This is a genomic window from Paenibacillus sp. OSY-SE (genome assembly GCF_000283315.1).
GTDB lineage: Bacteria > Bacillota > Bacilli > Paenibacillales > Paenibacillaceae > Paenibacillus_B > Paenibacillus_B profundus.
Window position 1 is genome coordinate 148473 of sequence record NZ_ALKF01000199.1, and the last position, 25997, is coordinate 174469.

A 25997-nucleotide genomic window follows, 5' to 3' on the forward strand; every position below is an offset into this window, starting at 1 on the left:
GCATACGAAAAAAGGTGCGTCCTTATCAAAGGACGCACCTTTTTTTGCAAGCTGAAGCTGTACCATCTTCAGATGTAGAGCATTCTAATTCATTGAAAACAAGCCTTATCCAAATTTCCGCTCGGCAAGGCTTGTTGATGAATGGGTTATGAACGAACTTCCTTCGCTTCACGCGGCTCTTTCGACTCCGCTGAGCTGCGCTGTTGTGCGTGCGCATTCGGCGCTGCAGAGCCCTTACCGCTATGCTTGTGGCGATTGCGATGCTGACGCGGTTTGCGCTCCGACGAGGCTGGTTTTGGAGTCTGCTCGGCTGAAGATTCGTTGGCGGCCGTCTTCGGCTGCAATGATATGCCTTGCTTCGCTTGCGGCGCCGCTTCTTCACCGGTATCTTCCAATGCAGCTGCGCCTTCCTGCTCCGCTTCATCCCCTTGGTCAGTACCCGAACGCAAGCGCGCATCTTTATTGCTGACCTTCTCAAGAATGAAGTAAGCACAGCCGAAGTTGCAATATTCATTAATATAATCCATCATGCTGGATACGCCCGATTCTTTAGTGGACTTCGGATGATTGTCCCTAAAGAAGCCTTTTAAGCGAAGCTGACTGTAACCCCAATCGCCCAGTATGTAATCATACCGTTCCAACACTTCGCTATATCGGCTTCGGAACGCCTCCGGATTCCATGCATCTTTGTGTTCTTGAATTACTTCGTACGTTCTGCCTCCAACTTGAATCACGTCCGTGATTCCCCCTTCCCCGTCGATGACAGGCTCAAGCACGAACGGATGAGCGCGCTGCCTCTTGACCCCGGGTCCACATGCCGCGGCTTGCGATATGCCTAGGCTTGGGATAAAGCCATCGTCTGATGAGCAGATTTCACTTGTTCATGCGCATGGTAGGAGCTGCGTACAAGCGGTCCTGATTCGACATGGCTGAATCCGCGCTTCAATCCTTCGTCCTTCAACTCTGCAAATTGCTCCGGACGATAATATTTTTCAACATTCAAATGTTTCTTAGTCGGCTGCAAATATTGTCCAATCGTCAAAATATTACAATCTACGGCACGCAAATCGTCCATCGTCTGCAATATTTCATCCCACTCTTCACCAACACCAAGCATAATGCTTGATTTTGTTGGAATTTGCGGCTGCATCGCCTTCGCTTGCTTCAGCAATTCTAGAGTGCGCTCGTACTTCGCCTTGGCCCGCACACGATCTGACATCCGTTCTACTGTTTCCACATTGTGGTTCAAAATATCTGGTTTGGCGTCCATCACGATACGGAGCGCATCCCAATTTCCCATGAAGTCGGGGATAAGCACTTCTACACTGCACAATGGCATCCGGCGGCGGACCGCGCGAATCGTCTCCGCAAAGATAGAAGCTCCTCCGTCTTGCAGATCATCTCTGGCGACAGAAGTAACGACGCAATGTCGTAAGCCCATGCGTTCAGCGGCTTCAGCCACACGTTCTGGCTCTTGCAAGTCCAATTCAGTCGGCATACCAGTATTCACTGCACAGAAGCGACAAGCACGCGTACAAATATCACCCAAAATCATGAACGTTGCCGTGCGATTAGCCCAGCACTCGTATATGTTCGGACAACGCGCCTCCTCACATACCGTATGCAGCGTCTTGGAGCGCATCATATCTTTAATCTCGGTGTAATTCTCTCCCGTGGTCAGTTTGATGCGTATCCAGTCTGGTTTCTGCTCTATCGTTTTCATGAAGTGTACCCTTCCTTCTCTGTTCGCTTAACCTTGACCTAATTCAGTATTATACCATGAACCCTCAAAAATCCATACCTGCGTGTCCATCTCCTTGGATAAAAAGGCTATCAACGCACATTCTAACATTAAATCATTCCTTTCGGATATGGAAGAAGGAGGAAAATGCCGCATGAGACAAGTTGCATCTGTATTGCTTGCAAGTCTTGCCTTATCGATTTGCTTTAGCTCACCGCTTGGCGCATCGCCAGCGCATTCCTTGGGCCGTAACGAAATGTCGGTGCGCACCTTTGCAGATGAGTTGCCTGCAACAGCCGATTCAGGTGGCGAGGTATGGAGGGAACGACGAGACTTATATGAAAAAATGAGCGTGGTCACCGGTATACCCTGGTATCGTCTGGCGGCTATCGATCAATACGAACGAACATTGACGAAGGCCAATCAAAAAAAACGAGAGCATCCAAAACGGTTAACCGGCGTTTTCGTCGAGCCCCCGAAATGGGTAGGCCTCATGAACCCGGATATTGAGGATCAAAATCCGAAATCGATCTCATTGTTCAAAGGGGTTGGGCGCGACGGTTCAGGAGATGAACGTGCCGATGCTAACAACGATACCGACCTGCTGTACAGTGTCGCTTCATTAATTGGGTCTTACGGGCCGCACGAGGACGACTTCGGCAGGGGTTTATGGAATTATTATTCCAATCCCAGAGCAGTGCAGCGGGTGAAACAATTCGCACGCATCTATGAACATTTTGACCAACTGCAGCTGTTCGAACACGCTTTCCCGCTGCCAGTAAAGTCCACCTATTCATACCGCAGCACTTGGGGCATGGGACGGCATTACGGCGGATTCAGAATTCACGAAGGCACCGATATATTTGCTGGTTATGGAGTGCCCGTGCGCAGCACCTGCTACGGCATTGTTGAGGTGAAAGGCTGGAACCGTTACGGCGGTTGGCGAATTGGAATCCGCGATTTGAACAACCTGTATCACTACTACGCCCACCTATCCGGCTATGAGAAAAATATTAAAATCGGTGATATTGTCACACCAGGACAAACGATCGGGTGGGTCGGAAGCTCAGGGTATGGCAAGCCGGGGACATCAGGCAAGTTCCCGCCGCATTTGCATTATGGCGTCTACCGAGATCGGGGGCTGGTGGAATACGCGTTCGATCCGTACCCGCTGCTTCATCAATGGGAGCAAGCGGACAAGCGAAAGCTGAAGCAGCCAAAAAAAGTGAAGCAAGATTCTACTGCTAAGCCTGCAAAAGAGACAAAAAAGTAGTGCCGCATGCAGCCATAAATGCGCTGGCGCACAAGAATTGAATTGAAACGAAAGAAGCGGCCTCTGGGCCGCTTCCTTCACTTTACTCGTGTCCCTGTCCTTGCACAGGCACAGATGGTTCTGTGTTTGCCTCAACTGGCTGTGAAGGCTCTGTATGCGTCTCTGTCTGTGAAGGAACGCTGACGCCGTCCTGAGGCACAGATGTTCCTATCGCCCCCCCTGGCGAGGACTGCATCGGCAATGACAGCGCAGGCGCCTTCTCACGGTTAGTGCCAACCGGTTGTCCTTTGCCGTCATAATAATACATCGGCACATCGCCTACGACGAGCAGATAGGAAATCGGGATTTCCGTCTCCACCACCTCAGGCTCCAAATCGAATGGAATGACAATCGCCACTTCCTCCACTACTTTTATATAGACTTCAATGATTACCATATTGATGCCGACGTCCATAGGACGGGTATTAAGCTCGACCTTCGCTGCTCCTTGCGGCTCCATCCGCACCGGAATGCGCGGCCCGAACGATGCGATCAGCGGACTGCCCAACGCTTGGCCGACCGGAATATGATCCTTGAGCTCATTTGCTTGATTCAGCGTCGACTGAACGACATCGACCGTATCAGCCGTAATTCGCATTTGCTCATTGTAGTTTAAGGCGACACTGGTCACCTTGCCGCGTGAATCCGTCTTCCATTCGATTAATTTATTGAGCTCTCTGCCCCGCATCACCTGCTCGGTTATCGCTTTGTTAATCGCCTGCGTCGCAATTTGCTTCACCCGTATTTTCGCAAGATGCATTAACGGTCCCCGTACATTTTTATCCACATAGACGAACATTTGCACCGACAGCAGCACAAATATTACGAGCGCAATAAAGAACAGCCTCCGTTTGCGGCGCGGCTTAGCCGGCCGATTTTGCCACTGCAGCGCGGTGTTCGCGTTTCCGCTTCCCAACGGACGGACACCTTTGCGCCAGCCTGTTGAACGCCATCCAGAAGCTCGCCTTTTGCTGAACGATATTTGGGGCAGCTGCCATCTGCGCGTACGAAATCCCGAGCGCCAGCCTGGCCGCCATCTGCTCAAATCATATCCCCCCCTTCTGGCTCGGCTTGAAATGAGCAGTCTGTACGTTCCCAGTGTATGCGGACAGCCACAAAAAAAGAAGAACGGTCCTGTCCATGGGCCGTGAGCTTGTCGGGGAACCCAAACTATCTTGACATAACAGCTGGCAGCTACGTATACTTGCTAACGTATAACTATAAATTTCTAATGAGGTGGAAAGGAAATGATGATTTTATCGACTGTTCTGAAACGGAATTTGGCTTAACACGGGAGAAGTCTGCCCATTTTTTCATCTAAGCCAACCGAAGAACAGGTGATAAAGAACTCTATTCCTTTCTTACAAAATTAGTTTTGTAATGGGTAAGGTGGTGTTCACCTTGCCCATTTTTTATATTTATTTTTGCGATCCATTGAATCGAATATGCTCTTTATTGCTGCTGTCCTCTCGGTTGGCTTTGCACGCAAAGCGAAAAGGAGAGAATAAGATGTCAGCAAACATGGAACAAAAATGGAGTTTGGCGAACAAACAAGGGGTATCGTTATTTTTGGTGTTATCGAATATATTCATTGCATTTTTAGGAATTGGTCTTGTCGTCCCTGTCATGCCATCCTATATGAAACAATTGCAGCTAAATGGCGCAGTGATGGGTTACCTGTTTTCAGTTTTTGCCTTTGCCCAATTAATTTTTTCTCCAATTACTGGAGTCTGGGTTGATAAAGTCGGAAGAAAGAAAATGATGGTTTTGGGCTTATTGCTCTTTTCTTTTGCTGAATTTCTGTTTGGGATTGGAAATGGCGTCGGAATGCTTTTTACTTCTAGAATATTAGCTGGATTTAGCGCTGCGTGCATCATGCCTGCGGTTACCGCTTTTATAGCTGATATAACAACGATGGAGCAACGGCCTAAAGCATTTGGATTTCTATCAGCCGCAATTAGCGGCGGCTATATTATCGGTCCAGGAATCGGTGGATTTATTGCAGATTTCGGCTTGCGCGTGCCTTTCTTTTTTGCCTCTGCTATCGGATTAATGGCAGCTATTTTGTCGTTAACGATACTTAAGGAGCCATTATCTGCAGCAAAGCGAAATGAAATGATAGCAAATAAAATAAAGACAAGTTTTATGCAAGAAATGAAAAAATCGTTTCAGCCTTTATATTTTGTGCCTTTCATTATTGTCTTCATACTCGCTTTTGGATTGTCATCGTATGAAATGATGCTAGGATTGTTTGTTTCCAACAAGTTCGGCTTTACCCCGAAAGAAATATCAGGAATCATTACAGTCAGTGGTGTTCTCGGAGTAGTTGTGCAAGTTATCTTTTTTAATAAGCTCGTTAAAACATTTGGCGAAATCAAACTCATTCAAGCAAATTTTGCTCTCGCCGCAGTTTTTATTTTTCTCTCCATATTCGTCGAAGGATTTTGGATAATTTCGGCTGTTACCTTTGTCGTATTTTTGACTTGCGGTTTACTGCGTCCTGCAGTTACATCGATGCTATCCACATTGGCGGCAGATAAAGATCAAGGCTTTGTCGCAGGAATGAATTCCACGTATACAAGCCTGGGTAACATCATCGGACCGGCTCTGGCAGGTATCTTGATCGACTTGAATATCAACTTGCCTTACAGCTTAGCTGCATTCGTTCTTCTTAGCGGTTTTGCAGTGTCTTTCATGTTAGGGGCAAAAAAATGAGAGTGCACACAGTGGAATTCTTTAGTTGGGCATGCGTTCACTTGACATGGCACCGGGCGGCTAAGTATACTTCTCCATGTAACGACAATAATTTTTAATGAGGTGGAAAGGAAATGATGATTTTATCAACTGTTCTAAAACGGAATTTGGCTTAGCACGGGAGAGATCTGCCCATTTTTCATCTAAGCCAACCGAAGAACAGGTGATAAAGAACCATATTCCTTTCTTACAAGATAGCTTTGTAATGGGTAAGGTGTGCGTTCACCTTACCCATTTTTTGTTTATTTTGAATGTTACAAATTGAATACGATCTTTAAGATGCTGTTCTCTCGGTTGGCTTTGAACGTGAAGCGAAAAGGAGAGAATAAAATGAGTATATTAACTGTTGAACAAGTTACCCATATGTACGGCGATAAAAAAATATTTCAAGATATCAGTTTTCGATTGCTTCCAGGAGAGCACGCCGGACTCGTCGGAAGCAACGGAGCTGGCAAATCGACACTGCTGCGCATTTTGACTGGAGAACTGCTGCCTGATGCAGGGACGATGGAATGGCATCCTCATGTTAACATTGGCTTTTTGCAGCAGCACATTGATTTGAAGCCGGGTACTACCATTATGCAATATTTGCGAAGCGCCTTTGCTCATCTGTATGAGATAGAACAAAGCATGCTGCAAATCGCAGAGAAAATGGCTGAAGCAGATGATGAACTCGAACGATGGCTGGCACAGTATGGTGAGCTGCAAAATAAACTGGAGCATTCTGATTTTTATCAGATTGATGCGAAAATAGAAGAAATTGCCGCTGGATTGGGCATTTTAGAGCTAGGCAAAGACCGCGATGTGGAGAAGCTTAGCGGTGGCCAGCGTACGAAGCTGTTATTAGGTAAGCTGCTATTAGAAGAGCCGCACGTGCTGTTGCTTGATGAACCGACAAATTTTTTGGACGACTCGCACATTGATTGGCTTATCGGATATTTAAAAAGCTACGAACATGCTTACCTTGTTGTGTCGCATGACGAACGATTTTTAAATGAAATTACAACTGTGATCTACCATTTAGAGCATCTCACGCTCAAGCGGTATACAGGGAATTATGAAGCATTTCTCAGCAGCTACGAACAAAGCAAACAACAGATTCAAGCTGGATATGAAAGGCAGCAAAGAGAAATTGACAGGCTGGAAAGCTTTATACAAAAAAATCGAAATCGGAAAGCTAAGCAAGCGAAAAGCCGTGAAAAGGTGCTCGAGAAAATAAACCGCATCGATAGACCGACATCTGGGCCACAGCCTCGTTTTATGTTTCAAGTAAACACCGATCCCGTGAACCGGATTATAGAGGCAAAAAATATACAGATTGGCTATTCAGAGCCACTGTTCGGACCGATTGATTTACTAATCAAACGCGGTGAAAAAATTGCGATCGTTGGCTATAACGGAATCGGAAAATCCACAATGCTCAAAACATTATTAGGGCATCTGCAGCCGATAAGCGGCACTGTGCAATTAGGCGAACGAGTACAAGCAGCTTACTTTGCACAAGAGGATTTCGCTTCAACCCTCACAGCGCTCGAACAATTATGGTCATACCGGCCTGATTTGACGCAAAAAGAGATTCGGCAAACATTAGCAATGTCTGGCCTCACAGACAAGCATATACGGCAGCCGCTAAGCTCATTAAGCGGCGGAGAGCAGAGTAAGGTTCGTTTATGTGAGCTGATGCTGACAGCAAGCAATGTGCTTGTATTGGATGAGCCGACGAATCATCTGGATGTTCGTGCCAAGGATGCGCTTAAAGAGGCACTCAAAAAATATAAAGGCACAATTCTGCTTGTTTCTCACGAGCCGGACTTTTACGAAGACTGGGTAACACAGATCTGGCAAGTGCAAGGTTGGTGCAATAATTAATAAAAGGTATCAATGGAGTGATTTCACTCTGTTGATACCTTTTTCTTTTCGTTTTTTAATGGCGATAGATTGTTTTATGTAAAATATCTGTTATAAATTTCGTTTTTGCATGGACATATTTATCAATATCATAGCGATAAACTTGCGCCAGTTGTAATTTTAACGATTGATAATCATTGCGGGCAGCTTCATTGGCGCGAAGATAATCACGCAATGCAATATGTTCCAAGTATCCTTTTCCGTCTTTTGGACATACGTAAAGGTGGTATTTCATATACCCGTCGTCAAATGTTCTTTGGAAGGCTTCCCGGCCCTCCACTCCCAAGCTTCCTTGATGTTCAAATCCTTCCTTGGCTAAACGATCAATAATTTCAGGCAACACGCTGTAGCTCTCAATGACTACGTCTATATCAATAATCGGCTTAGCCGCTAATCCTTCTATAGAGGTGCTGCCAACATGCTCTATTTTCAAAATGAAATCACCGATGTAACCAGTAATCATTTCTTTAATGTTATTAAATTGTTCTTTCCATTCCGCATCGTAAGGAACAACCTCGATAACTCTAGTTCGTTCTGCCATTATCAACATACTCTCCCTTCCTATATTCCTTTGAAAAAAGAGGTATCGATGGAGCGAAAAAACGGGAGCAAGAGCATTCGTTCCCACTCCTGTCCCCGTCTTCGTTATCATAAAAAGCCCGTTTCATGCTGGGGGGGCTAAGCGTATTATACTAAGGCCAGTGTCGGTTTGCGCACAGTATTTTGCCGCATGAGGCACTTATTTAGAATAATGACGCTGACGCATCGCTTCGTACAGCAGCACGGTCGTCGCCATCGCGACGTTCAGCGATTCGGCTTGACCGCGCATCGGTATGATGATGGTGTCATCCACCAACGCCTGCACCGCGTCAGATACGCCTTGACCTTCATTCCCCACGATGATCCAGGTGGCAGCGCAATAATTGTAGCTATAGCACGAATGCGACGCCTGCAGACTTGTGCTCACAAGCCGCGCCCCGCAGGCTTTCGCTTCCGGCAGCAGTGCCGTTAAATTCCCTTCCACAACTGGCAGATGAAATAACGAGCCCATAGTAGAACGCACGGTCTTAGCATTGTATAGATCGACCGTTCCTTTACCTATGACCACGCCGTCCGCCCCGACCGCATCAGCCGTTCGTATAATCGTTCCCAAGTTGCCGGGATCCTGCACTCCATCGACGACTACGACAAGCGCAGACTTGGCGCCAAGCAAAGCTTGCAGCCCATCTGCCTCCCATTTCTGCACCACGGCAAAAACAGGCTGGGGCGTATCTGTATCACAGCATTTGCGAATAATGGCGTCCGTAGCCGCAATCCATTCCACGTTTACAGGGGCAGCACTGTCGTCTTGAGCCTTGCCTAAGGCAGCATTATAAATATTGCTGGGCCCATATGTGATCAATTCTTGCGGAATGCCGGCTTCCAAATCGTAGACTACCGTCTCGACGTTGGCGTCAGAACGAAGCGCTTCAAGCACGAGATGGATTCCCTCTACGATGAACCGGCCTTCCTTATTCCGATGCTTGCGCTCTTTCAACTGAGCCCATTGCTTCACTCTTATATTTTGCAGCGATGTAATTGTCTGTTCTCTCATGATTCGGAATATGCCAACTCCAGATTGTGCAAATGATCGTTAAGGCCAACAATGACCAATATATCGCCCTCTTTGATGCGATCCTCCGCATAAGGAGAAATATTCGTCTTGCCATTATTTTTAATCGCCATCACGTTACAGCCGTATTTGGCGCGAATGTCCAATTCCTTCAAGTTCTTGCCAACCATGAGCGAAGATGCGCGTACTTCAATGATACTGTGGTCATCCGACAGCTCGATGTAATCCAAAATGTTAGGAGAAATCAGATTATGCGCTACCCGTGTCCCCATGTCTCGTTCCGGGAACACTACCTTATCGGCTCCAATTTTGCTTAGCACTTTACCATGCAGCTCATTTTGCGCTTTCGCCACTATTTTCGGCACGCCGAGATCCTTCAATATTAATGTCGTTAAAATACTGGCTTGAATATCCTGTCCGATGGCCACTACGACAACGTCAAAATTACGGACACCTAACGCTTTAAGCGCTTCCTCATCTGTACAATCTGCGGATACGGCATGCGTCACCATATTTACGACTTCTTGTATTTTCTGTTCGCTCGAATCGATTGCAAGCACTTCAAAGCCCATCTTGCTTAAGCTTTGCGCAATGCTGGAACCGAATCGCCCCATACCAATAATTGCAAATTGTTTTTTTGCAGCCATAGACTCACCTTCCCCATATACCGACACTTATCAATGCAATTATTATACCATGCTCATCCCGTTTGTTGAAATTTGTCTGTCTGACAATCAATGCATGAGGACGAAAACCTTAGGGAACGTTATACGCGAAGCCGCAAGGTAACCTTCTGTATGTAGTGTAACCGTGTCTTGCGTACATCTTGTGCGACTCACGCCCCCATTTTTTGAGAAAAAGGATAAAACAGGACTTCGGCTATATGTATACGAACAGACCGGCGAACATGCGGAACGTGAAGGAAGGAGGAATACCCAATGGCCGTCACCCTTAATTTGCGTCAAGCCATCGTCCAAAAAGTAACGAATAAGCCAGATGCGGACATTATCGAAATGATCGAGGGCTCTATCGATTATGACGAACGTGCGCTTCCTGGACTTGGCGTATTGTTCGAAATGATCTGGAAAGAAAGCGACAATACAATGCGTCAACAACTTGTCGATACGTTGCAGCATAAGCTGCACGAAGGACAAGGCCCACAATAACCTATGCTTTTTTGCTTGTTTAGCGCAGACTCATGAACCTCAGACGCGGAAAAGGATCGGCTCGTGCCAGCCGGCGCCTATTCCGTGTCTTTTTCCGTTGTTTAACGAGTTATCAAGCTATTATTTTTATTTTTATCGTAGATGTCTTTACTTTGACGCAGCGTCAAGCGGTACAATGATGGCAAAAGGAGTTGAATGCATGAAAATCCAAGAAGCAGCGGCGGCGTTGGGCATGACGACAAGGGCGCTGCGTTTTTATGAACAGAAGGGGCTGCTGTCCCCTATGAAGCAAGAAGATAATGGCTATCGCGTGTTTCGAGAAGCAGACATCGACCGATTGCGTACTATCAGTGCATTGCGCGAACTCAATTTGTCCTTGGAGCACATTCGTTGTTGTATCGATGAGGCAGAAGCCGGTCAAATGGAGGCATTACGTCCTTATTTAACAGAGAAGCGTCAAGTACTTGCTTTACAATATACGGAGCTGAAGCGCTTGCTTGGTCTGCTGGATAATTTACTCGATATGGATCATAACCAAAAAGGAGAGGTTGTTGTGAAAAAACTGCATCATATTGGCGAACAATCACGCCGCTATCAGAAGCTGCGCAGCGATTGGACCGATCGCTGGAATTTCGATGCGCAGGCTACTCAATACGATAACGCCGTGTACGTGAATACAGACCCGCTCAGAGTACATGCCGATTACGAACAGATCTTGGATCGCGTATGCCAAGAAGCCGCTCCGAAGCCGGGAGAGCGCGGGCTGGAAGTAGGTATAGGGACAGGCAACTTAGCGGGGCGCTGCCTGCTCCTTGAAGCAGAGATGACAGGGGTGGATCAATCTGCAGCGATGCTGGAGCGCTGTCAGGAGAAATGGCCATCCATCCGGCTCCTTCAAGGCAATATGATGGCCTTGCCGCTTGCAGACGAGAAGTTCGATTTTATCGTGACAAGCTATGCGCTCCATCGCTTGACAGATGAACAGAAAGAAATCGCCCTTGAAGAGATGGGACGACTGCTAGATTCAGAGGGGCGTCTCGTTGTTGCCGATCTAATGTTCATTGATCAAGCGCACCGGTCAGCATTTATTGCTGATCTGGAAGCAAAGGGAGATACGTGTTCCGTTGAAGCGATTCACGACGAGTTTTTTGCGGATCGCTCCCGCTTAATCTCATGGTTGGAGCAGCGCTACGAGGTAACCGCCGCTCAGCTCAATCACTTGATGCATTTGCTTGTTGTACGAAAAAAGAAAGGAGTGTGAACGATGGCATCGCAGCGAGCATCGGACCATATTGCCGTTCCCGATCATGTCTCCATCTATGAGCATCAAGCAGCTCAATATGATCGTCTCATCGAGTGCGAAGACGATAAGCTGGAATTGAGGCACGCGCTCAGTAAGCTTCTGCAATCGGAAGCACATGGCCGCGTTGCAGAGCTTGGAGCGGGCACAGGACGCTTGACGCGCCTCGTGCTGCAATATGCTACTCGGTTAGCGGAATACACCGCCTGTGACGCCTCTGCTTCCATGTTGCGACAATTGGAAGCGAATGTGCGACGTGATGTGAAGGATGGACATTATAACAGCGTGCGGGCCAATATGGTGCGTACCGTGACGGCACCGCATCATCGTCTCCCTCTAGCTGCTGGTTCGGTCGACTTAGTGCTGGCTGGCTGGACCATATGCTACGCCTGCAGCGAGGAGCACGAGCATCAGAACAATATGCTGCCGTCCATCATGGAAGAGGCCCGTCGCATTCTGCGGCCGGGTGGGCGCATAGTCATCTGGGAAACGCTCGGCACCGGTGTCGACGCCCCCGCAGTTCTCCCCGCATTACGCGGCTATATCGAAGCTATGGAGGAACGATATCATTTTCGTCATACCATCCTACAAACTGACTTTCGCTTTCCGAATCTCCATGAGGCTGAATCGCTCTCAGATTGGTTCTTCGGCAAAGAAGTGCTTCGTATGCTCCGGCAAGAAGCTGATGGAACTGTCTTGCTGCCATCCTTCACAGGCATGTGGATTCAAGAATGAGAAACAGACCCGCTGATATAACAGCGGGTCTTGCTTCACTTCTAGTATTGCAGTTCTCCGCTTATGGCGCGGTCTCCGAAAATGTCACATCCGGCATTTTGTCCATTGCCGTGCGCATCGCATATTCATTCTCGAACAGCGCGACATAATTTCCATTCTTATCTGTCACCAATTGCGAGTTAATACGGAACTTCGACGGATCGAGCGATGCCCCTGCCACCCAACGCGCAAATTGATACGTCAGACGCAGAAGCTGCACTTCAACGCCGTACTCCGCTTTCATGCGGTATTCGAACACCTCGAACTGGAGCTGACCGACGACGCCCAGAATCGTCTCGTCGAATACGCCCGTCGCATGGAACACTTGAATGGTTCCTTCTTCCGTCAGTTGGTCTACACCTTTTTGATACTGTTTATGCTTCAAAGCATTTTTAACTGTAACCCGTGCAAAAATCTCCGGAGAAAACGTCGGCATTTCGTCGAACGTCACTTCCGAACCTTGGCTCAGACTGTCTCCGATACGGAAGATGCCCGGGTCGAACAAGCCGATGATATCTCCCGGGAACGCTTCCTGAACAATATCCCGGTCTTGAGCCAGAAATTGCTGCGGCTGCGCCAGTTTGATCTCTTTGCCCGCGCGCACGTGCTTCACACTCATGCCGCGTTCGAATTTGCCCGAACAAATACGCAAAAAAGCAATACGGTCACGGTGTGCCGGATTCATATTCGCTTGAATTTTGAAAATATAGCCTGTAAATTTCTCATCGGTCGGATCAACCGGCCCTTCCGTCGATTGACGGATTTCCGGCTTCGGTGCCAATTGCAGGAAGTTCTCCAGAAATGTCTGTACGCCGAAGTTATTGATCGCACTGCCGAAAAAGACCGGAGTCAATTCGCCACGCTTCACTTTCTCGTAATCGAATTCATCGCCCGCCACATCGAGCAGCTCGAGCTCTTCGCACAATTGATCATGCAAATAATCGCCCGCCATTTCCCGAATGACCGGATCGCGGTAATCCTCGACTTTTTCTACTTTGATGACAGAGTGGTCGTCCCCTTGGAACTGCTCCACCTGCTTCTTCATCCGATCATAGACGCCACACAGCTCGCGCCCCATACCAATCGGCCAGTTCATCGGAACCGAACGAATGCCGAGCACCTGCTCGATTTCTTCCATCAGCTCGAACGGATTCCGTCCTTCCCGATCCAGCTTGTTAATAAACGTAAAGATCGGGATGCCTCGCTTCGCGCACACTTGGAACAGCTTAATCGTTTGCGCCTCGACCCCTTTGGCCACGTCAATAAGCATGACGGCGCTGTCCGCAGCTGTAAGCGTACGGTATGTGTCTTCACTGAAGTCTTGGTGACCCGGAGTATCGAGAATGTTGATCCGGTGTCCGTTGAAATCGAACTGCATTACCGAAGAAGTAACGGAAATTCCCCGCTGCTTCTCGATTTCCATCCAGTCGCTCGTCGCGTGCTTGTTCGCTTTACGAGCTTTTACCGTTCCTGCTAGGCGAATAGCGCCCCCAAACAGCAACAGCTTCTCTGTCAGCGTGGTCTTACCTGCGTCAGGGTGGGAAATGATCGCAAAAGTGCGGCGTTTCTCCACTTCTTGCTTTAATTGTTCTGATAACGATTTGCTCATATTTTTAGCCCTCTCATCACAAAATCACGTATCTGTTATTGTATCACAAAACAGGTAAGCCCATAAATGGGGAAAGCGAACAACATGAGCGATAACCTATAAATATTTTATTTCTGCACTATTTTGTTTCGGCAGACCGGTATAGAGATATTTTAAAGCTGATACCGCAAAAAATATATTCAAACATTATTTTGAATGTTATAATGATTAAAAAATAGACTAGATAGCGGGTGAGCATATATGCATACATTTCAGTCAGATCCAATAATTGATGTGGTCATTATCGGTGCAGGGCAAGCAGGACTTGCTTTAGGCGCGCAGTTGAGCTTGCTCCAGCCCAGACTATCCACCCTCCTGTTAGAACGCCACCAGCGAGTTGGCGACAATTGGCGCGAACGATACGATTCGCTCGTATTGTTCACACCGAGAAAATATAGCGAACTGCCCGGGCTGTCCATGGCAGGAGATCCAGATGGGTTTCCTGCGGGTGATGAAGTCGCAGACTATCTGGAGCATTATGCCAAGCATTGGCAGCTGTCTGTGAGGACCGGAAGCCAAGTCGAACGAGTCGAGCACGATCCGGCTCTTGCCGCTGCCTCTTCAGCTAGCGGCGCAACATTCCATGTATACCTGCATGGACAAGACGCGCCTATTCGCTGCAGACGACTTGTGCTCGCAACCGGGCCGTTCCGTACGCCTTATGTCCCAGATTGGGCTCAATCGTTGCATGACAACGTCATGCAGCTCCATTCCAGCCAATATAAGCGTCCATCACAGCTGCCGTCAGGTCCGGTGCTCGTCGTGGGCGGCGGTAACTCCGGCGCGCACATTGCGGTGGAGCTGTCCAAGTCTCACCCGACCTCCCTTGCCGTACGTGGAACTATCCGCCAGCTCCCGCTCCATATCCTTAACCGAAGCACCTTCGAATGGATGGATAAGCTGACTTTGCTCCATGCGCAAGCGGACGGGAGACGCGCTCGTTGGCTCAGACGCAAGGGAGACCCTATATTCGGGTATGCGTTGCGGGAAGCTATTCGCTCAGACCAGCTTCAGCTCAAGCCGGAAGCCGTCGGCATTAATGAACAAGGCACTGCCGTCCTGTTCAAGGATCGGTCGAGCTGCAAGCCTGCCACCGTCATCTGGGCCACCGGCTTCCGCAATGACAACCGTTGGCTGCAGCTCCCTTCCTTGTTCGACGAACATGGCCAGCTTATGTACACTGGGCATCGCACCCCCGTGAACGGGCTGTACGTCATCGGCATGCCATGGCAGCATGCGCGCAGCTCTGCGCTGCTGTGCGGTGCGGGCCCGGATGCCAAGCGGCTCGCCACAGAGCTCTCTGCAAGCGACAGGGTGCTCTAATTGAGCCCGATAGCAGAGCTTGCGGTTGCCCCTTGCCACATGAAGTCGGGTCGCCGGTCTGGCAGCTTCCTTGGATCGAAAGTACTGTTCGCTCGCCGCTAATGAGCCTAAACCAGAATTTCCATCCATAGCATTGCTTATGACAGCAGTGTTTATAATACACGAAGTGTGCCGTACGTGCCGGGGGAACGATCAATCTGACGGGGATTTGCTTCATAGGCCTCTTTGCTTTGTTCTCCCAATCCATCAGGTCACGGCATACCCAGAGATGTCTCTAGTTTCATTCCCATCGTAATTGGCCACTTCTTGACTAATATCTTTACGGAACGGCACTGGAACCTTATCTTCGACGTTATCCATCCATTCTGACTTTACGGGAGAATGAGGCTAAGGGACATTGCACCTATGATTCCCGTCTACATGTTTTCTTTTGTAAGCAAAGGAAGGCCTTGTACCCCCTTTGCTTCGTTCTCCCTCTCCATCAGAACGCGGCATGCCCATAAGACGTCTCTGATTCAATACCATTGTAATTAGCGGTTATCTACATAGAACTTCATGTAATACCTTATACCTCTATCCAGCCGGACTGTATGGGGGAATGGAGGCAAGGGACATTACACGTATAACCAACTACATGCTCTTTCTTCTGACTGTATGGGAGATTGAAGCTAAGGAGCATTACTCGCATGACCAACTATATATTTTCTTTTCTGGCCGAATGGGAGATTAAAGCTAAGGACATTACCCGCATGACCAACTATATATTTTCTTTTCTGACTGTATGGAAGATTAAAGCTAAGGAGCATTACCCGCATGACCAACTATATATTTTCTTTTCTGACCGAATGGGAAATTGAAGCTAAGGAGCATTACCCACATGACCAACTATATATTTTCTTTTCTGACTGTATGGAAGATTAAAGCTAAGGAGCATTACCCGCATGACCAACTATATATTTTCTTTTCTGACCGAATGGGAAATTGAAGCTAAGGAGCATTACCCACATGACCAACTATATATTTTCTTTTCTGACCGAATGGGAGATTGAAGCTAAGGAGCATTACCCGCATGACCAACTATATATTTTCTTTTCTGACTGAATGGGAGATTGAAGCTAAGGAGCATTACCCGCATGACCAACTACCTATCCTCTTTTGTAAGCGAGGGTTACTGCTACTCTGTTTGAAAGGACTTCATAACGAAGACGTCTTCTATTCCAACATTCTAATAAAAAAGCGCCTGCCCTCCTCTTAAGGAGAAACAGACGCTTTTCGGTCTTCAAATATTTAAGCCTGTTGTCCAACAAAAGCGCGCACTGCGAGCGTAACCGTTCGTTCTGAACCGATAGCCGCTTCTTCCTCGATGACGGTCCAGTTCGCCGCAAGTGTCGATTTCAGCGCATCTAGGTTGGCATCAGACAGCTTCAACCCGTTGTATTGTCCCTCTCCGCGGGAGAAATCTGTGCCTTCCTCCACACCGAATCGTTCCTGCAACCAAATTTTCAATCCGTTCATCGTATTGAACGTGATACGGTAGCCTTCCAAGACGGCCTGCTCCAGCGATTCGCCATGCTCTTTGGCATAGGACAAAAAATCATCGTACGTGAACCATTCCTCATTGATCCGGATGAGTTCGCTGCTGTCTTCAGTACGGATGATATTCAGCAGCTGCTCGTCCGTAAAGCCTTTGCGACGCGCCCGTTCCAACATAATTGCTGTATTTTGCGACAACAAAATTCCGTTAGCCAACTATGACACCTTCCCATTTCCCTGTCCATAGACAGTTATTATCGAGTTGACATCCTCAGCCGTCCTTGACCACCATTAGGCGGCCAAGCAGGCCTCTCCATTCCAGCCTTGCTCTAAAAGCCGTTTCCACCTTATCCGCGCAGACGACTATTATTGTTGTCCGTCATGCAGATGGCAAGCTGCATAGTGGCCCGGAGATATTTCCCGCCACTCCGGCTCTTGATCACGGCACCGATCGGTAGCAAACGGGCACCGCGAAGCGAACTTGCACCCGTGAATCTCATCCATTGGGCTCGGCAAATCCCCCTGCAGCATGGCGGATGAAGCTCCGCCCACCGCTTTCGGGTCAGGCACGGGAATAGCCGAGAGCAGAGCTTGCGTGTACGGATGAGCGGGATGACGGTACAACTCATCGCTCTCCGCCACCTCCACCAGCTTGCCCAGGTACATGACGCCGATTCGATTCGAAATGTGCCGTACCATCGATAAATCATGGGCTATAAACAAATAGGTCAAGCCATACTCCGCTTGCAAGTCTTCAAGCATATTAACAACCTGCGCTTGGACAGATACATCCAATGCCGATATCGGCTCATCACACAATATAAATTCCGGTCTGACCGACAATGCTCGCGCAATGCTGATGCGTTGTCGCTGTCCGCCGCTGAACTCATGCGGATAACGTTCGGCGTGCTCTGGCTTTAATCCGACTTTGTCCAACAGCTCCAACACAGTCTGCCGACGCTCCTGTGGGCTTCCGAACCCGTGAATCTCCATCGGCTCGCTAATGATTTGCGTGACGTTCATCCCGGGGTTCAGTGACGAATACGGATCTTGAAAAATCGTCTGCATCCGCTTGCGGAACGGCTTCAGCTGAGCTTCATGCATGCCGGCTACATTGCTGCCATCGAACCATATCTCACCCTCTGTCACATCATATAAGCGGACGATGGAACGTCCTGTCGTCGATTTGCCGCAGCCTGACTCTCCCACAAGACCGAACGTTTCGCCGCGGTTAATGTGGAAGCTTACATTATCCACCGCTTTTAACACTTCGCGACTGCGGCCGAATAACCCTTTAGAAGCAGGAAAATATTTCTTTAGCCCGCGAACGTCCAACAGCACGTCTTCCTTTTTACTCATTTGGCATCCTCCCCCCGCTGCTGATTGGCGCCGTCTTGGTTCTGTTCATCCAGCAGCCAACAAAGCGAACGATGCCCCGGTTCCGTCGTCACATAAGGCGGCATCTGGCGGCACTGCTCAGTGGCATAGGCGCACCGTTCCATGAACGGACAGCCTTCGGGCGGATCCAGCAGATTAGGCGGCGTGCCTTCAATCGTAGCCAATCTTTCACGCTGACCGTCCGCCACTTTCGGGATGGAACGCAGCAGACCTTGCGTGTATGGGTGCTGTGGTCTCTCAAAGATATCTTCCACCGAGCCCTCTTCCATAATGAGTCCGCCGTACATGACAACTACACGGGTACATACCTGTGCCACGACGCCCAAGTCATGTGTAATTAGCAAGATGGCTGTGCGGGTCGTATCCCGCAGTTGCTTCATCAAACCGAGAATTTGCGCCTGAATCGTGACGTCCAGGGCGGTAGTCGGCTCGTCCGCAATCAACAATTCCGGCTGGCAGGACAACGCCATGGCGATCATAGCACGCTGCCGCATGCCCCCGCTGAACTCATGCGGATATTGGTCGATGCGCGTCTCCGGAGACGGGATGCCCACCTGACGGAGCAATTCGATAGCCCGGGCACGGGCTTCCGCCTTGCCGAGCTTCTTGTGGCGCTGCAGCACTTCGATGATTTGCGCGCCGACCTTGACTACCGGATTGAGCGAGGTCATCGGATCTTGAAATATCATAGCGATACGGTTGCCGCGGATGCGGCGCAGTTCTTTTTCGGACATGGCCAAAATATTTTCGCCGCGGAACCATACCTCCCCGCTCTTGATTTGTCCTGGTGGCGGAATAAGACCGATGAGCGATTTGGCGGTAACACTCTTGCCGCTGCCCGATTCGCCGACAATGCCGATAACTTCTCCTTCGCGCACGTCAAAGCTGACGCCCCGGACAGACTGCACTTCCCCACCCCGTGTCATGAACGAAGTTCTCAGTTGTTGAACGGATAGCAATTCAGTCATAAGTCTCACTCCGTTGTATATAATCATTGCGCCATTCCCAACGTAACCGTCGGGCCGCATCCTCTACACTTGCTACTACATGGTCTAAAGCTTCCGTGCCAGAAGTTTATCGTCGATTCGCTCTTGGTTCGAATGCAACACGGAATACGTCGCCCAAGAAATTGAAAGACAGAACAGTTAACAAGATGAACATACCCGGGAACAACGCCAAATACGGAGCTTCCCCGATATAACCCTGTGCGTTATTCAGCATGCTGCCCCACGACGAATTCGGCTGCTGCACGCCAAGACCGAGAAAGCTGAGCGACGATTCCATCAAAATAGCAGATGCGATGTTAATCGTGGCCGCGACGATAATGGTCGGCATAATGTTCGGTACGATGTGCTTCAAAATAATATTAAGCCTGCTCTGGCCAGAGACTCGCGCATAGAGCACATATTCACGCTCTTTGACAGACAATGTCTCCGCGCGCACTATCCTCGCTATATTCATCCAACTGAGCATACCGATAATAATAATAATCGTGCTAATGCTCGGCTTTAAATACGCATTTAAAATCAACATTAAGAAAAAAGACGGAATCGACATCAATACGTCGACCATGCGCATCAGCACATTATCAACCCATCCGCCAAAATATCCGCTAACCGTCCCAACGGCAGTTCCGACCAAGACGGCTATCGCCATGGACAAGAAGCCGACCGAGAGCGACACCCGTCCGCCGTACAACGCGCGGGCGAAATAATCCCGTCCGTAATCATCCGTTCCGAACCAATGGGATGCGTTCGGTGCCTGCAGCTTGTCCATCGGCATAATCTTGTTCGGATCGTAAGGCGACAGAAAGGCCAAGACGGACATGAGGACAAATACGGCGAGTATGATGAGTGCGGCAAGCGCCGCTTTCTGTTCTTTTAACTGTGTCAGTACGTTACGCCATTTCATTCGGTTCATTTTCCATCACCCCATCGTCTTTATTCGTGGATCAACCACGCCGTACAGTACGTCTGCCACCAAATTCCCTATGACAAGCATCACTGACGATATCATGGTGATCCCCATGATGACGGGATAATCGAGAGAGAACACCGAATTAATGCCGAGCAATCCCATACCTGGCCACGAAAATACCGATTCCGTAATGAACGCCCCTGCGATAAGTTCAGGAAAAGACATTCCCAATATCGTAATGATCGGCAGCAACACGTTCTTCAGCACGTGACGACGCAGCACGGTGCCCTGGGTCGCGCCATAAGCGTACTGGATCTGGACATAGTCTTCTTCAAGTTGACTAATCGTGTGTGATCGGATGTAACGCATATAGACCGACACATTCATAAAGGCGAGCACCGTACACGGCAAGATGCCGTGCTTCATTATATCCCATATCGAGTCAACGCCGATCGTCCGCATCCCCATACTCGGCAGCCAATTCAGCTTTACCGCAAATAAATAGATGAGCATGATGCCGAACCAGAAGCTAGGAATGGAAATTCCGATATAGGAAATCAAGCCTAATACGCGGTCTGCCGGACGATTTTGTCTCGACGCTGCATACATGCTGAGCGGGATGGAAATAATGAGCGACAATAAGAGGGCTGACCCCATTAATCCAATAGTAGCCGGTAGGCGCTCCACGATGAGCGTCAGCACCGGCCGATGATTGGATACAGAGTAGCCCAAGTTACCCATAAATACATTTTTGAGCCAAATCCAATACTGGATGTAGATCGGCTGGTCCAGTCCCAAGCTTTGGCGAACTCTCTCTACGGCTTCCGCGTCCATGTCTGGCGTGACGAACGAAAGCACCGGATCACCCGGTGCAAGCTTAATGAGCGCGAACGATACGATAGAGATGAACCACAGAAGCGGAATCGCCTGCAGGACTCGTCGCAAGATGTATTTCTGCAAAGGGGTTCCCTCCGAACAAGCGCCGGTGACATCACCGGCGCTCTTTTTCTTGTTGTATAGTTCAGTACCTTATAGGCCGTATTAATTCAAATAGAGCTTGGACAAATCTTCGAACATGAAGACCGGCTTCGGACGAGCTTCGTCCAGTCCGCCGTAGCGCTTATCCACTGCGATAATCGCCTTGTCGAACGCAATCGGATAGACAACCATATCATCGGCTATGGTTTGCTGGATTTGCTTGTACAGCTCAGCGCGTTTTGCCGTATCCATTTCAACTGCAGCTTGATCCCACAGCTTGTCGAGATCTGCATTTTTATAATGTGAGTAATTGTAGGCCGCATCGCTCAAGTACAGCGATTTATAAGCATCTGGCTCGACACCCATAATGTAACCATTGAACGACAGGTCGAACTTCGTGTTATTTGGATCCAATGACATATTGCTGTATGCCGTAGAATCCAGCGGCATCAATTCCACCTCGATGCTCACTTCTTTCAGCTTCTGCTGAATAACAAGAGCTTGAGCCTCTTGGATTTTGTTCGAGTTCGCATAGGCGAGGCGAAGCTTCAAGTTCTCGGCGCCCGCTGCCTTAAGCAGTTCTTTCGCTTTGTCCGCATTGTAATTGTACTGTTCGTGGTCTGCCGATTGATATTGCGTATCCGGTGTAAAAATCGATGTTCCCGGCTCGGCAAATTCAGATGATCCGTATGCGGTCGCAATCAATTCATTTTTGTCGAGTGCATAGCCAATCGCCTGACGGACTTCTTTCTTTTTCAGCGCATCGATATTAAAATTATATACCATGTAGTTCAGACGGCCTTCCGGATAAATAACCATATTGAATTTTCCAGTTCCATTCAGCTTGTTATGATCCGCAGGGTCAATTTTGCGCATATTCAGCTCACCATTTTGCAGCGCCAGGTTGGCCGCATTCGGATCCTTAGCAATCCGATATGTGACGGAATCCAAATGAGCTTTACCGCCAAAATAATTGTCGAATCGCTCGAGTGTCACATATTCACCTGGACGGTATTCTTTGAATTTGAACGGTCCCGAACCGATCGGATTGCTGTTCTTACCACTCTTCTCTAAGTCCGTTTCCCCTTCAAATACATGCTCCGGAATCGGCTTTAACGTTGCCAGCATCGCTTCAAAGGATGCCGATGACTGCGGAAGCACGAATTCAACGGTGCGATCGTCCACCTTCTTCACGGTCAGCGGCTTGCCGTTGAATACGAAGGAGCCTCGCTGAGAGCTGTTCTGCTTCTCATCCAAGATGCTGTTCATCGTGTACACGATGTCGTCAGCCGTCAACGACTGGCCATCATGCCATGTCAGCCCTTCGCGCAGCTTCAGCGTATACGTCAGAAAATCTTCCGATGGAGTCAGGCTTTCTGCGAGCACGAATTTCTTCTCGCCTCCATCTTCAATTGTATATAACGGTGCGAACAACGATTGGTTAATCGTTAACGTTACCCGGTCATTCGAGTATAATGGATTCAATACGCGGGGATCCTCATGCACGGCGATGATAATATTGCCGCCGTCCTTCGGCTGGCCTGTCCCCTCTGCCGTTGTCGACGATGTCGAATTAGGATCCTGTGCAGGAGTCGAGCTGTTACCGCAGGCGCTCATGAAGAGAACGAGAAGAGATAACAGACCTGTAATCCAGATGTTCTTGCGTTTCATGTCGATTCCCCCTGAAATTTGTAAACTAGAGTATGATATTAGTATAACGATCTTTTTTCAGATAGCAATCTTTTTTTCCGAGTTAATTTATAGGAATTAAACATTTTAACGAGGGAAAGTACGAAGAAACCGATATATAGCAGCAAAAAGGCTGCGCTCTTTCCGAAGAGCACAGCCTGTCCACCAACATCAATCAATACTACAAGCCCGGGCAGGCTCAGTTCCAATTGTTGTTATTTCGTCCACACCACTTGGCTTTCCTCTTGCCCGTTAACCGGCCACCAATGGAATCCGTCCTCCGCCAACATCTCGTCTGCTTGCGTCGGTCCCCAAGATCCAGCCGGATACAAGAACAAATCGTTATTGTCTTCCTTCCATGCGTTAGCGATGCGATCAACGAAAGTCCATGCCGAAGCCACTTCGTCCCAACGCGTGAAATAGGTGGAATCCCCTCGTGCCGCATCAAAGATCAAACGCTCATACGCCTCTGGCGTGTTAATGCCGATCATGCAGCTTTGGCAGAAATCCATGGCGAGCGGTTGAACGCCGCCTTCAGCACCAGGCTTCTTACCGTTAATCTTAATGTAGATGCCTTCCATCGGATTGACACGAATGACGAGCAAGTTCGGCTCGAGCGTGTGCTTCTGTCCGAGATACACATTGGTCGGCATATTTTTAAATTCCACGACGACTTCGGTCGTCTTCACTGGTAGCCGCTTGCCCGTACGAATGTAGAACGGTACACCAGCCCAGCGGAAGTTATCCACATATACGCGTGCGGCAAAATACGTCTCCGTAACAGACGCCGGATTAACCTTGTCCTCTTCGCGGTATCCTGGCAGCGCCTTGCTGTTCAAGGACCCTGCGGAATATTGCCCGCGGACGACATTGCGCCGCACTTCTTCTCCCGTATGATATTGACGAAGCGAGCGAAGCACCTTCACCTTCTCATCGCGAATATCTTCTGGATGAAGTCGGCTAGGCGGCTCCATCGCAATCATCGTCAGCATTTGCAGCATATGATTCTGCGCCATGTCTCTCAGCGCGCCTGCATGATCATAATAGCCGCCGCGCTCTTCTACTCCCACCGTTTCAGACAAGGAGATTTGAATGTTCGCAATATGCTTATTGTTCCACAATGGTTCAAAGAAAGCATTCGCGAAGCGAATCATTTCAATGTTCTGAACCATCTCTTTGCCGAGATAGTGGTCAATGCGATATATTTCTTCCTCTTTGAACACTTGGCGAATTTCTTCGTTCAGCTTCTGCGCCGACGGCAGATCATAACCAAATGGCTTCTCGATGACAAGACGATGCCACCCAGTGCTGTTAAGCATCCCGCCCTCGCGCAAGTTATGGGACACGCTGCCGAAGAGTTCAGGTGCGAGAGCCAAATAGAACAAGCGGTTACCCGGAATATGATATTCCCGTTCGATATGTTCCGTTTGGACCAGCAGTTCGCGGAAGCCTTCCACATTGTTGATGTCGAGCGGTTTGTACTCAAAATGCTTGGCAAAGCCACTCCACTCTTCCTCGTTCTGAATCGGGTAACGACAAAATTCATCAATTGATGCGCGCACATCTTCACGAAATTGATCGTTCGTGCGTTCGCGGCGAGCCAGTCCAATGACAGCGAAGCGTTCACCTAGTTTGCCTTCGCGATATAAACTGTATATTGCCGGGAATAATTTGCGGCGCGCCAGGTCGCCGGTTGCACCGAATATGTAAAAGACGGCGCCCTCAGCCAATTGGGATTCTTGATTCTGCATCACAGTCATCTCTCTCCATCATCCTTACACTCGTTTATAGATCTAAATATATCACATTTCGAATGTGATGCCATTTTAGCATACTTAAAGCATAGATGCTATGCCTTCCTTCTCGTCAAGTAGAAAAGTCATTGAGGAGACAAATCTCTAATATTCTCCAGCAATAAGCGGCGTACCGAACGAAATACGGGTCTCCCCTTTCTCACGGTTCACATGTACAGCAAGCTGCAAGTTAGCGTGGCCCTGCTTCATCTTTACGCCTTGTCCCATATAGTCGGTGTCATAGGACACACTAATGGTTCGCTCATCCTCATATCGGTCAAGCGGCTCCGCTTGTCCCCATTCCCGCAGCGCTTTCTCTGCCCTGTCAAAGCTTTGCTGAAGGGAAGCGGCGGTGACCGTCCGTACCGTTGCGTTCCAATCCGGCTTGAAATTGTTGTCGGATAGCGCGTTAATAAGCCGTTCTCCCTCTTGTGCGGATGCGGACATCCCGCCTTTGGCAGGGCCTTGAATCTTCACGGTATAGTATATCCGCCCGTCCGCTTCTTGGAACAACAGCATGTCACCATAATACGAAGATGTCGCATAGCGGCCGCGATACACTTCCCTGCCCCGCTCCTGCACCAGTGCCAAAGATTCTCTAACTCCTCCTGCTTCCCGCCAGCGAATTACTTCGTCATACGGTTCTCCCTCCGCGATAAAGCTGCCATGAACCGTGACGACTGTGTTGAATTGTCGCTCGCCACTTAACTCGGCTAGCACCCACAGCATCTGAACCCGCTTCATCATGTCAACAGACTCCTTCTCTTGTAAAGAGGCGGAGCGCCATTCCCCGCTGTTCCACACCGTCACCCAAGCGCCGCAGAGCGCAAGCACTACTAATCCGATAACTGCCGCCCCCGTACGGCGGACCACTTTCGACATTCGATCACCTTGCCTTTACAGTAATTGTGAATCGAAATCTTTACAAGTGCGTGAACTTCTTGAGAAAACCTCTATCGAGCCTTCCAAAGATAAGCGACCGCGTTTAGATCTAGGTTTTATCACCATAAGAAATGTTTTGGTTGCACTTTATCGCTTCACATAACTTAAACATTCCTTAATGGTAAAATAGGCGCTTCTCTCCTAGGTGAATAACCATACAAGATTATCCTCTATGGAATAGACTGTTGTCATAAACGTCCCGGAAGGAA

Annotated in this window: 23 protein-coding genes; 8 read left to right on the top strand and 15 right to left on the bottom strand. The window is 48.8% G+C overall.

Annotated features, from left to right (window positions below):
• Positions 1-146: 146 nt before the first annotated feature.
• Together A372_RS0125815 and lipA are read right to left on the bottom strand one after the other, a co-directional pair.
• Positions 147-734 carry a YutD family protein gene (locus tag A372_RS0125815; RefSeq protein ID WP_026011295.1) on the bottom strand — a complete coding sequence of 196 codons (588 nt, stop codon included), beginning with the start codon at positions 732-734 and terminating at the stop codon, positions 147-149.
• A 101-nt stretch (positions 735-835) separates the two neighbouring features.
• Entirely contained in the window at positions 836-1723 is an 888-nt protein-coding gene (gene lipA, locus A372_RS0125820; protein WP_019423819.1) for a lipoyl synthase, read from the bottom strand.
• A 172-nt stretch (positions 1724-1895) separates the two neighbouring features.
• On the opposite strand from lipA, the gene A372_RS0125825 reads away from it, so the two are divergent.
• Complete coding sequence (locus A372_RS0125825; protein ID WP_019423820.1) at positions 1896-3014, top strand: M23 family metallopeptidase; 1119 nt, start codon at positions 1896-1898, stop codon at positions 3012-3014.
• Between the two features lie 82 nt (positions 3015-3096).
• Here the strand turns inward: A372_RS0125825 and yunB are convergent, their stop codons facing one another.
• Entirely contained in the window at positions 3097-4098 is a 1002-nt protein-coding gene (yunB, locus tag A372_RS34745) for a sporulation protein YunB (RefSeq protein WP_019423821.1), read from the bottom strand.
• A 335-nt stretch (positions 4099-4433) separates the two neighbouring features.
• On the opposite strand from yunB, the gene A372_RS0125835 reads away from it, so the two are divergent.
• Positions 4434-5768: an MFS transporter gene (locus tag A372_RS0125835; RefSeq protein WP_083858943.1), complete on the top strand. Its 1335-nt coding sequence runs from the start codon at positions 4434-4436 to the stop codon at positions 5766-5768.
• A gap of 369 nt (positions 5769-6137) precedes the next feature.
• A complete protein-coding gene (locus A372_RS0125840; RefSeq protein ID WP_019423823.1) occupies positions 6138-7676 on the top strand; it encodes an ABC-F family ATP-binding cassette domain-containing protein in 1539 nt (512 codons plus the stop codon).
• 55 nt (positions 7677-7731) lie between these two features.
• Here A372_RS0125840 and A372_RS0125845 read toward each other — a convergent pair whose 3' ends face one another.
• From A372_RS0125845 to A372_RS0125855, 3 genes are all read right to left on the bottom strand, one after another.
• On the bottom strand, positions 7732-8256 hold the full coding sequence (locus tag A372_RS0125845; RefSeq protein ID WP_026011297.1) for a GrpB family protein: 525 nt from the start codon (positions 8254-8256) through the stop codon (positions 7732-7734).
• Positions 8257-8454: 198 nt separating this feature from the next.
• On the bottom strand, positions 8455-9309 hold the full coding sequence (locus A372_RS0125850) for a TrmH family RNA methyltransferase (protein ID WP_019423825.1): 855 nt from the start codon (positions 9307-9309) through the stop codon (positions 8455-8457).
• Positions 9306-9974, bottom strand: coding sequence for a potassium channel family protein (locus tag A372_RS0125855; protein WP_019423826.1), 669 nt, complete (start codon positions 9972-9974; stop codon positions 9306-9308). The genes A372_RS0125850 and A372_RS0125855 overlap by 4 nt, the downstream gene beginning before the upstream one ends.
• Before the next feature lie 291 nt (positions 9975-10265).
• Between A372_RS0125855 and sspI the strand changes: the two genes are divergently transcribed.
• The 3 genes from sspI to A372_RS34750 all read left to right on the top strand — a co-directional run bounded on the left by sspI (position 10266) and on the right by A372_RS34750 (position 12528).
• Positions 10266-10493 carry a small acid-soluble spore protein SspI gene (gene sspI, locus A372_RS0125860; RefSeq protein WP_019423827.1) on the top strand — a complete coding sequence of 76 codons (228 nt, stop codon included), beginning with the start codon at positions 10266-10268 and terminating at the stop codon, positions 10491-10493.
• A 199-nt stretch (positions 10494-10692) separates the two neighbouring features.
• Positions 10693-11754: a MerR family transcriptional regulator gene (locus A372_RS0125865; protein ID WP_019423828.1), complete on the top strand. Its 1062-nt coding sequence runs from the start codon at positions 10693-10695 to the stop codon at positions 11752-11754.
• A gap of 3 nt (positions 11755-11757) precedes the next feature.
• Positions 11758-12528 (top strand): class I SAM-dependent methyltransferase, encoded by a 771-nt coding sequence (locus A372_RS34750; RefSeq protein ID WP_019423829.1) that lies wholly within the window; start codon positions 11758-11760, stop codon positions 12526-12528.
• A gap of 61 nt (positions 12529-12589) precedes the next feature.
• Here A372_RS34750 and A372_RS0125875 read toward each other — a convergent pair whose 3' ends face one another.
• Entirely contained in the window at positions 12590-14176 is a 1587-nt protein-coding gene (locus A372_RS0125875; protein WP_019423830.1) for a peptide chain release factor 3, read from the bottom strand.
• 240 nt (positions 14177-14416) lie between these two features.
• Here A372_RS0125875 and A372_RS0125880 point away from each other — a divergent pair, with 240 nt between their 5' ends.
• Together A372_RS0125880 and A372_RS37660 are read left to right on the top strand one after the other, a co-directional pair.
• Complete coding sequence (locus A372_RS0125880; protein WP_019423831.1) at positions 14417-15538, top strand: flavin-containing monooxygenase; 1122 nt, start codon at positions 14417-14419, stop codon at positions 15536-15538.
• A gap of 686 nt (positions 15539-16224) precedes the next feature.
• Positions 16225-16395: a hypothetical protein gene (locus A372_RS37660; protein ID WP_019423832.1), complete on the top strand. Its 171-nt coding sequence runs from the start codon at positions 16225-16227 to the stop codon at positions 16393-16395.
• Positions 16396-16825: 430 nt separating this feature from the next.
• On the opposite strand, the gene A372_RS0125900 is transcribed toward A372_RS37660, so the two are convergent.
• The 8 genes from A372_RS0125900 to A372_RS0125935 all read right to left on the bottom strand — a co-directional run bounded on the left by A372_RS0125900 (position 16826) and on the right by A372_RS0125935 (position 25728).
• Positions 16826-17287: a hypothetical protein gene (locus A372_RS0125900; RefSeq protein WP_019423835.1), complete on the bottom strand. Its 462-nt coding sequence runs from the start codon at positions 17285-17287 to the stop codon at positions 16826-16828.
• A 150-nt stretch (positions 17288-17437) separates the two neighbouring features.
• Positions 17438-18430, bottom strand: a complete 993-nt coding sequence (locus A372_RS0125905) for an ABC transporter ATP-binding protein (protein ID WP_019423836.1) — start codon at positions 18428-18430, stop codon at positions 17438-17440.
• Positions 18427-19437, bottom strand: coding sequence for an ABC transporter ATP-binding protein (locus A372_RS0125910; RefSeq protein WP_019423837.1), 1011 nt, complete (start codon positions 19435-19437; stop codon positions 18427-18429). The genes A372_RS0125905 and A372_RS0125910 overlap by 4 nt, the downstream gene beginning before the upstream one ends.
• Positions 19438-19543: 106 nt before the next feature.
• Positions 19544-20389: an ABC transporter permease gene (locus A372_RS0125915; protein WP_019423838.1), complete on the bottom strand. Its 846-nt coding sequence runs from the start codon at positions 20387-20389 to the stop codon at positions 19544-19546.
• 6 nt (positions 20390-20395) lie between these two features.
• Positions 20396-21346: an ABC transporter permease gene (locus tag A372_RS0125920; RefSeq protein ID WP_019423839.1), complete on the bottom strand. Its 951-nt coding sequence runs from the start codon at positions 21344-21346 to the stop codon at positions 20396-20398.
• Between the two features lie 81 nt (positions 21347-21427).
• Positions 21428-23035, bottom strand: coding sequence for an ABC transporter substrate-binding protein (locus A372_RS0125925; protein ID WP_019423840.1), 1608 nt, complete (start codon positions 23033-23035; stop codon positions 21428-21430).
• Positions 23036-23268: 233 nt separating this feature from the next.
• On the bottom strand, positions 23269-24813 hold the full coding sequence (gene zwf / locus A372_RS0125930) for a glucose-6-phosphate dehydrogenase (protein WP_019423841.1): 1545 nt from the start codon (positions 24811-24813) through the stop codon (positions 23269-23271).
• Positions 24814-24951: 138 nt separating this feature from the next.
• Positions 24952-25728: a YwmB family TATA-box binding protein gene (locus tag A372_RS0125935; RefSeq protein ID WP_019423842.1), complete on the bottom strand. Its 777-nt coding sequence runs from the start codon at positions 25726-25728 to the stop codon at positions 24952-24954.
• Positions 25729-25997 lie beyond the last annotated feature (269 nt).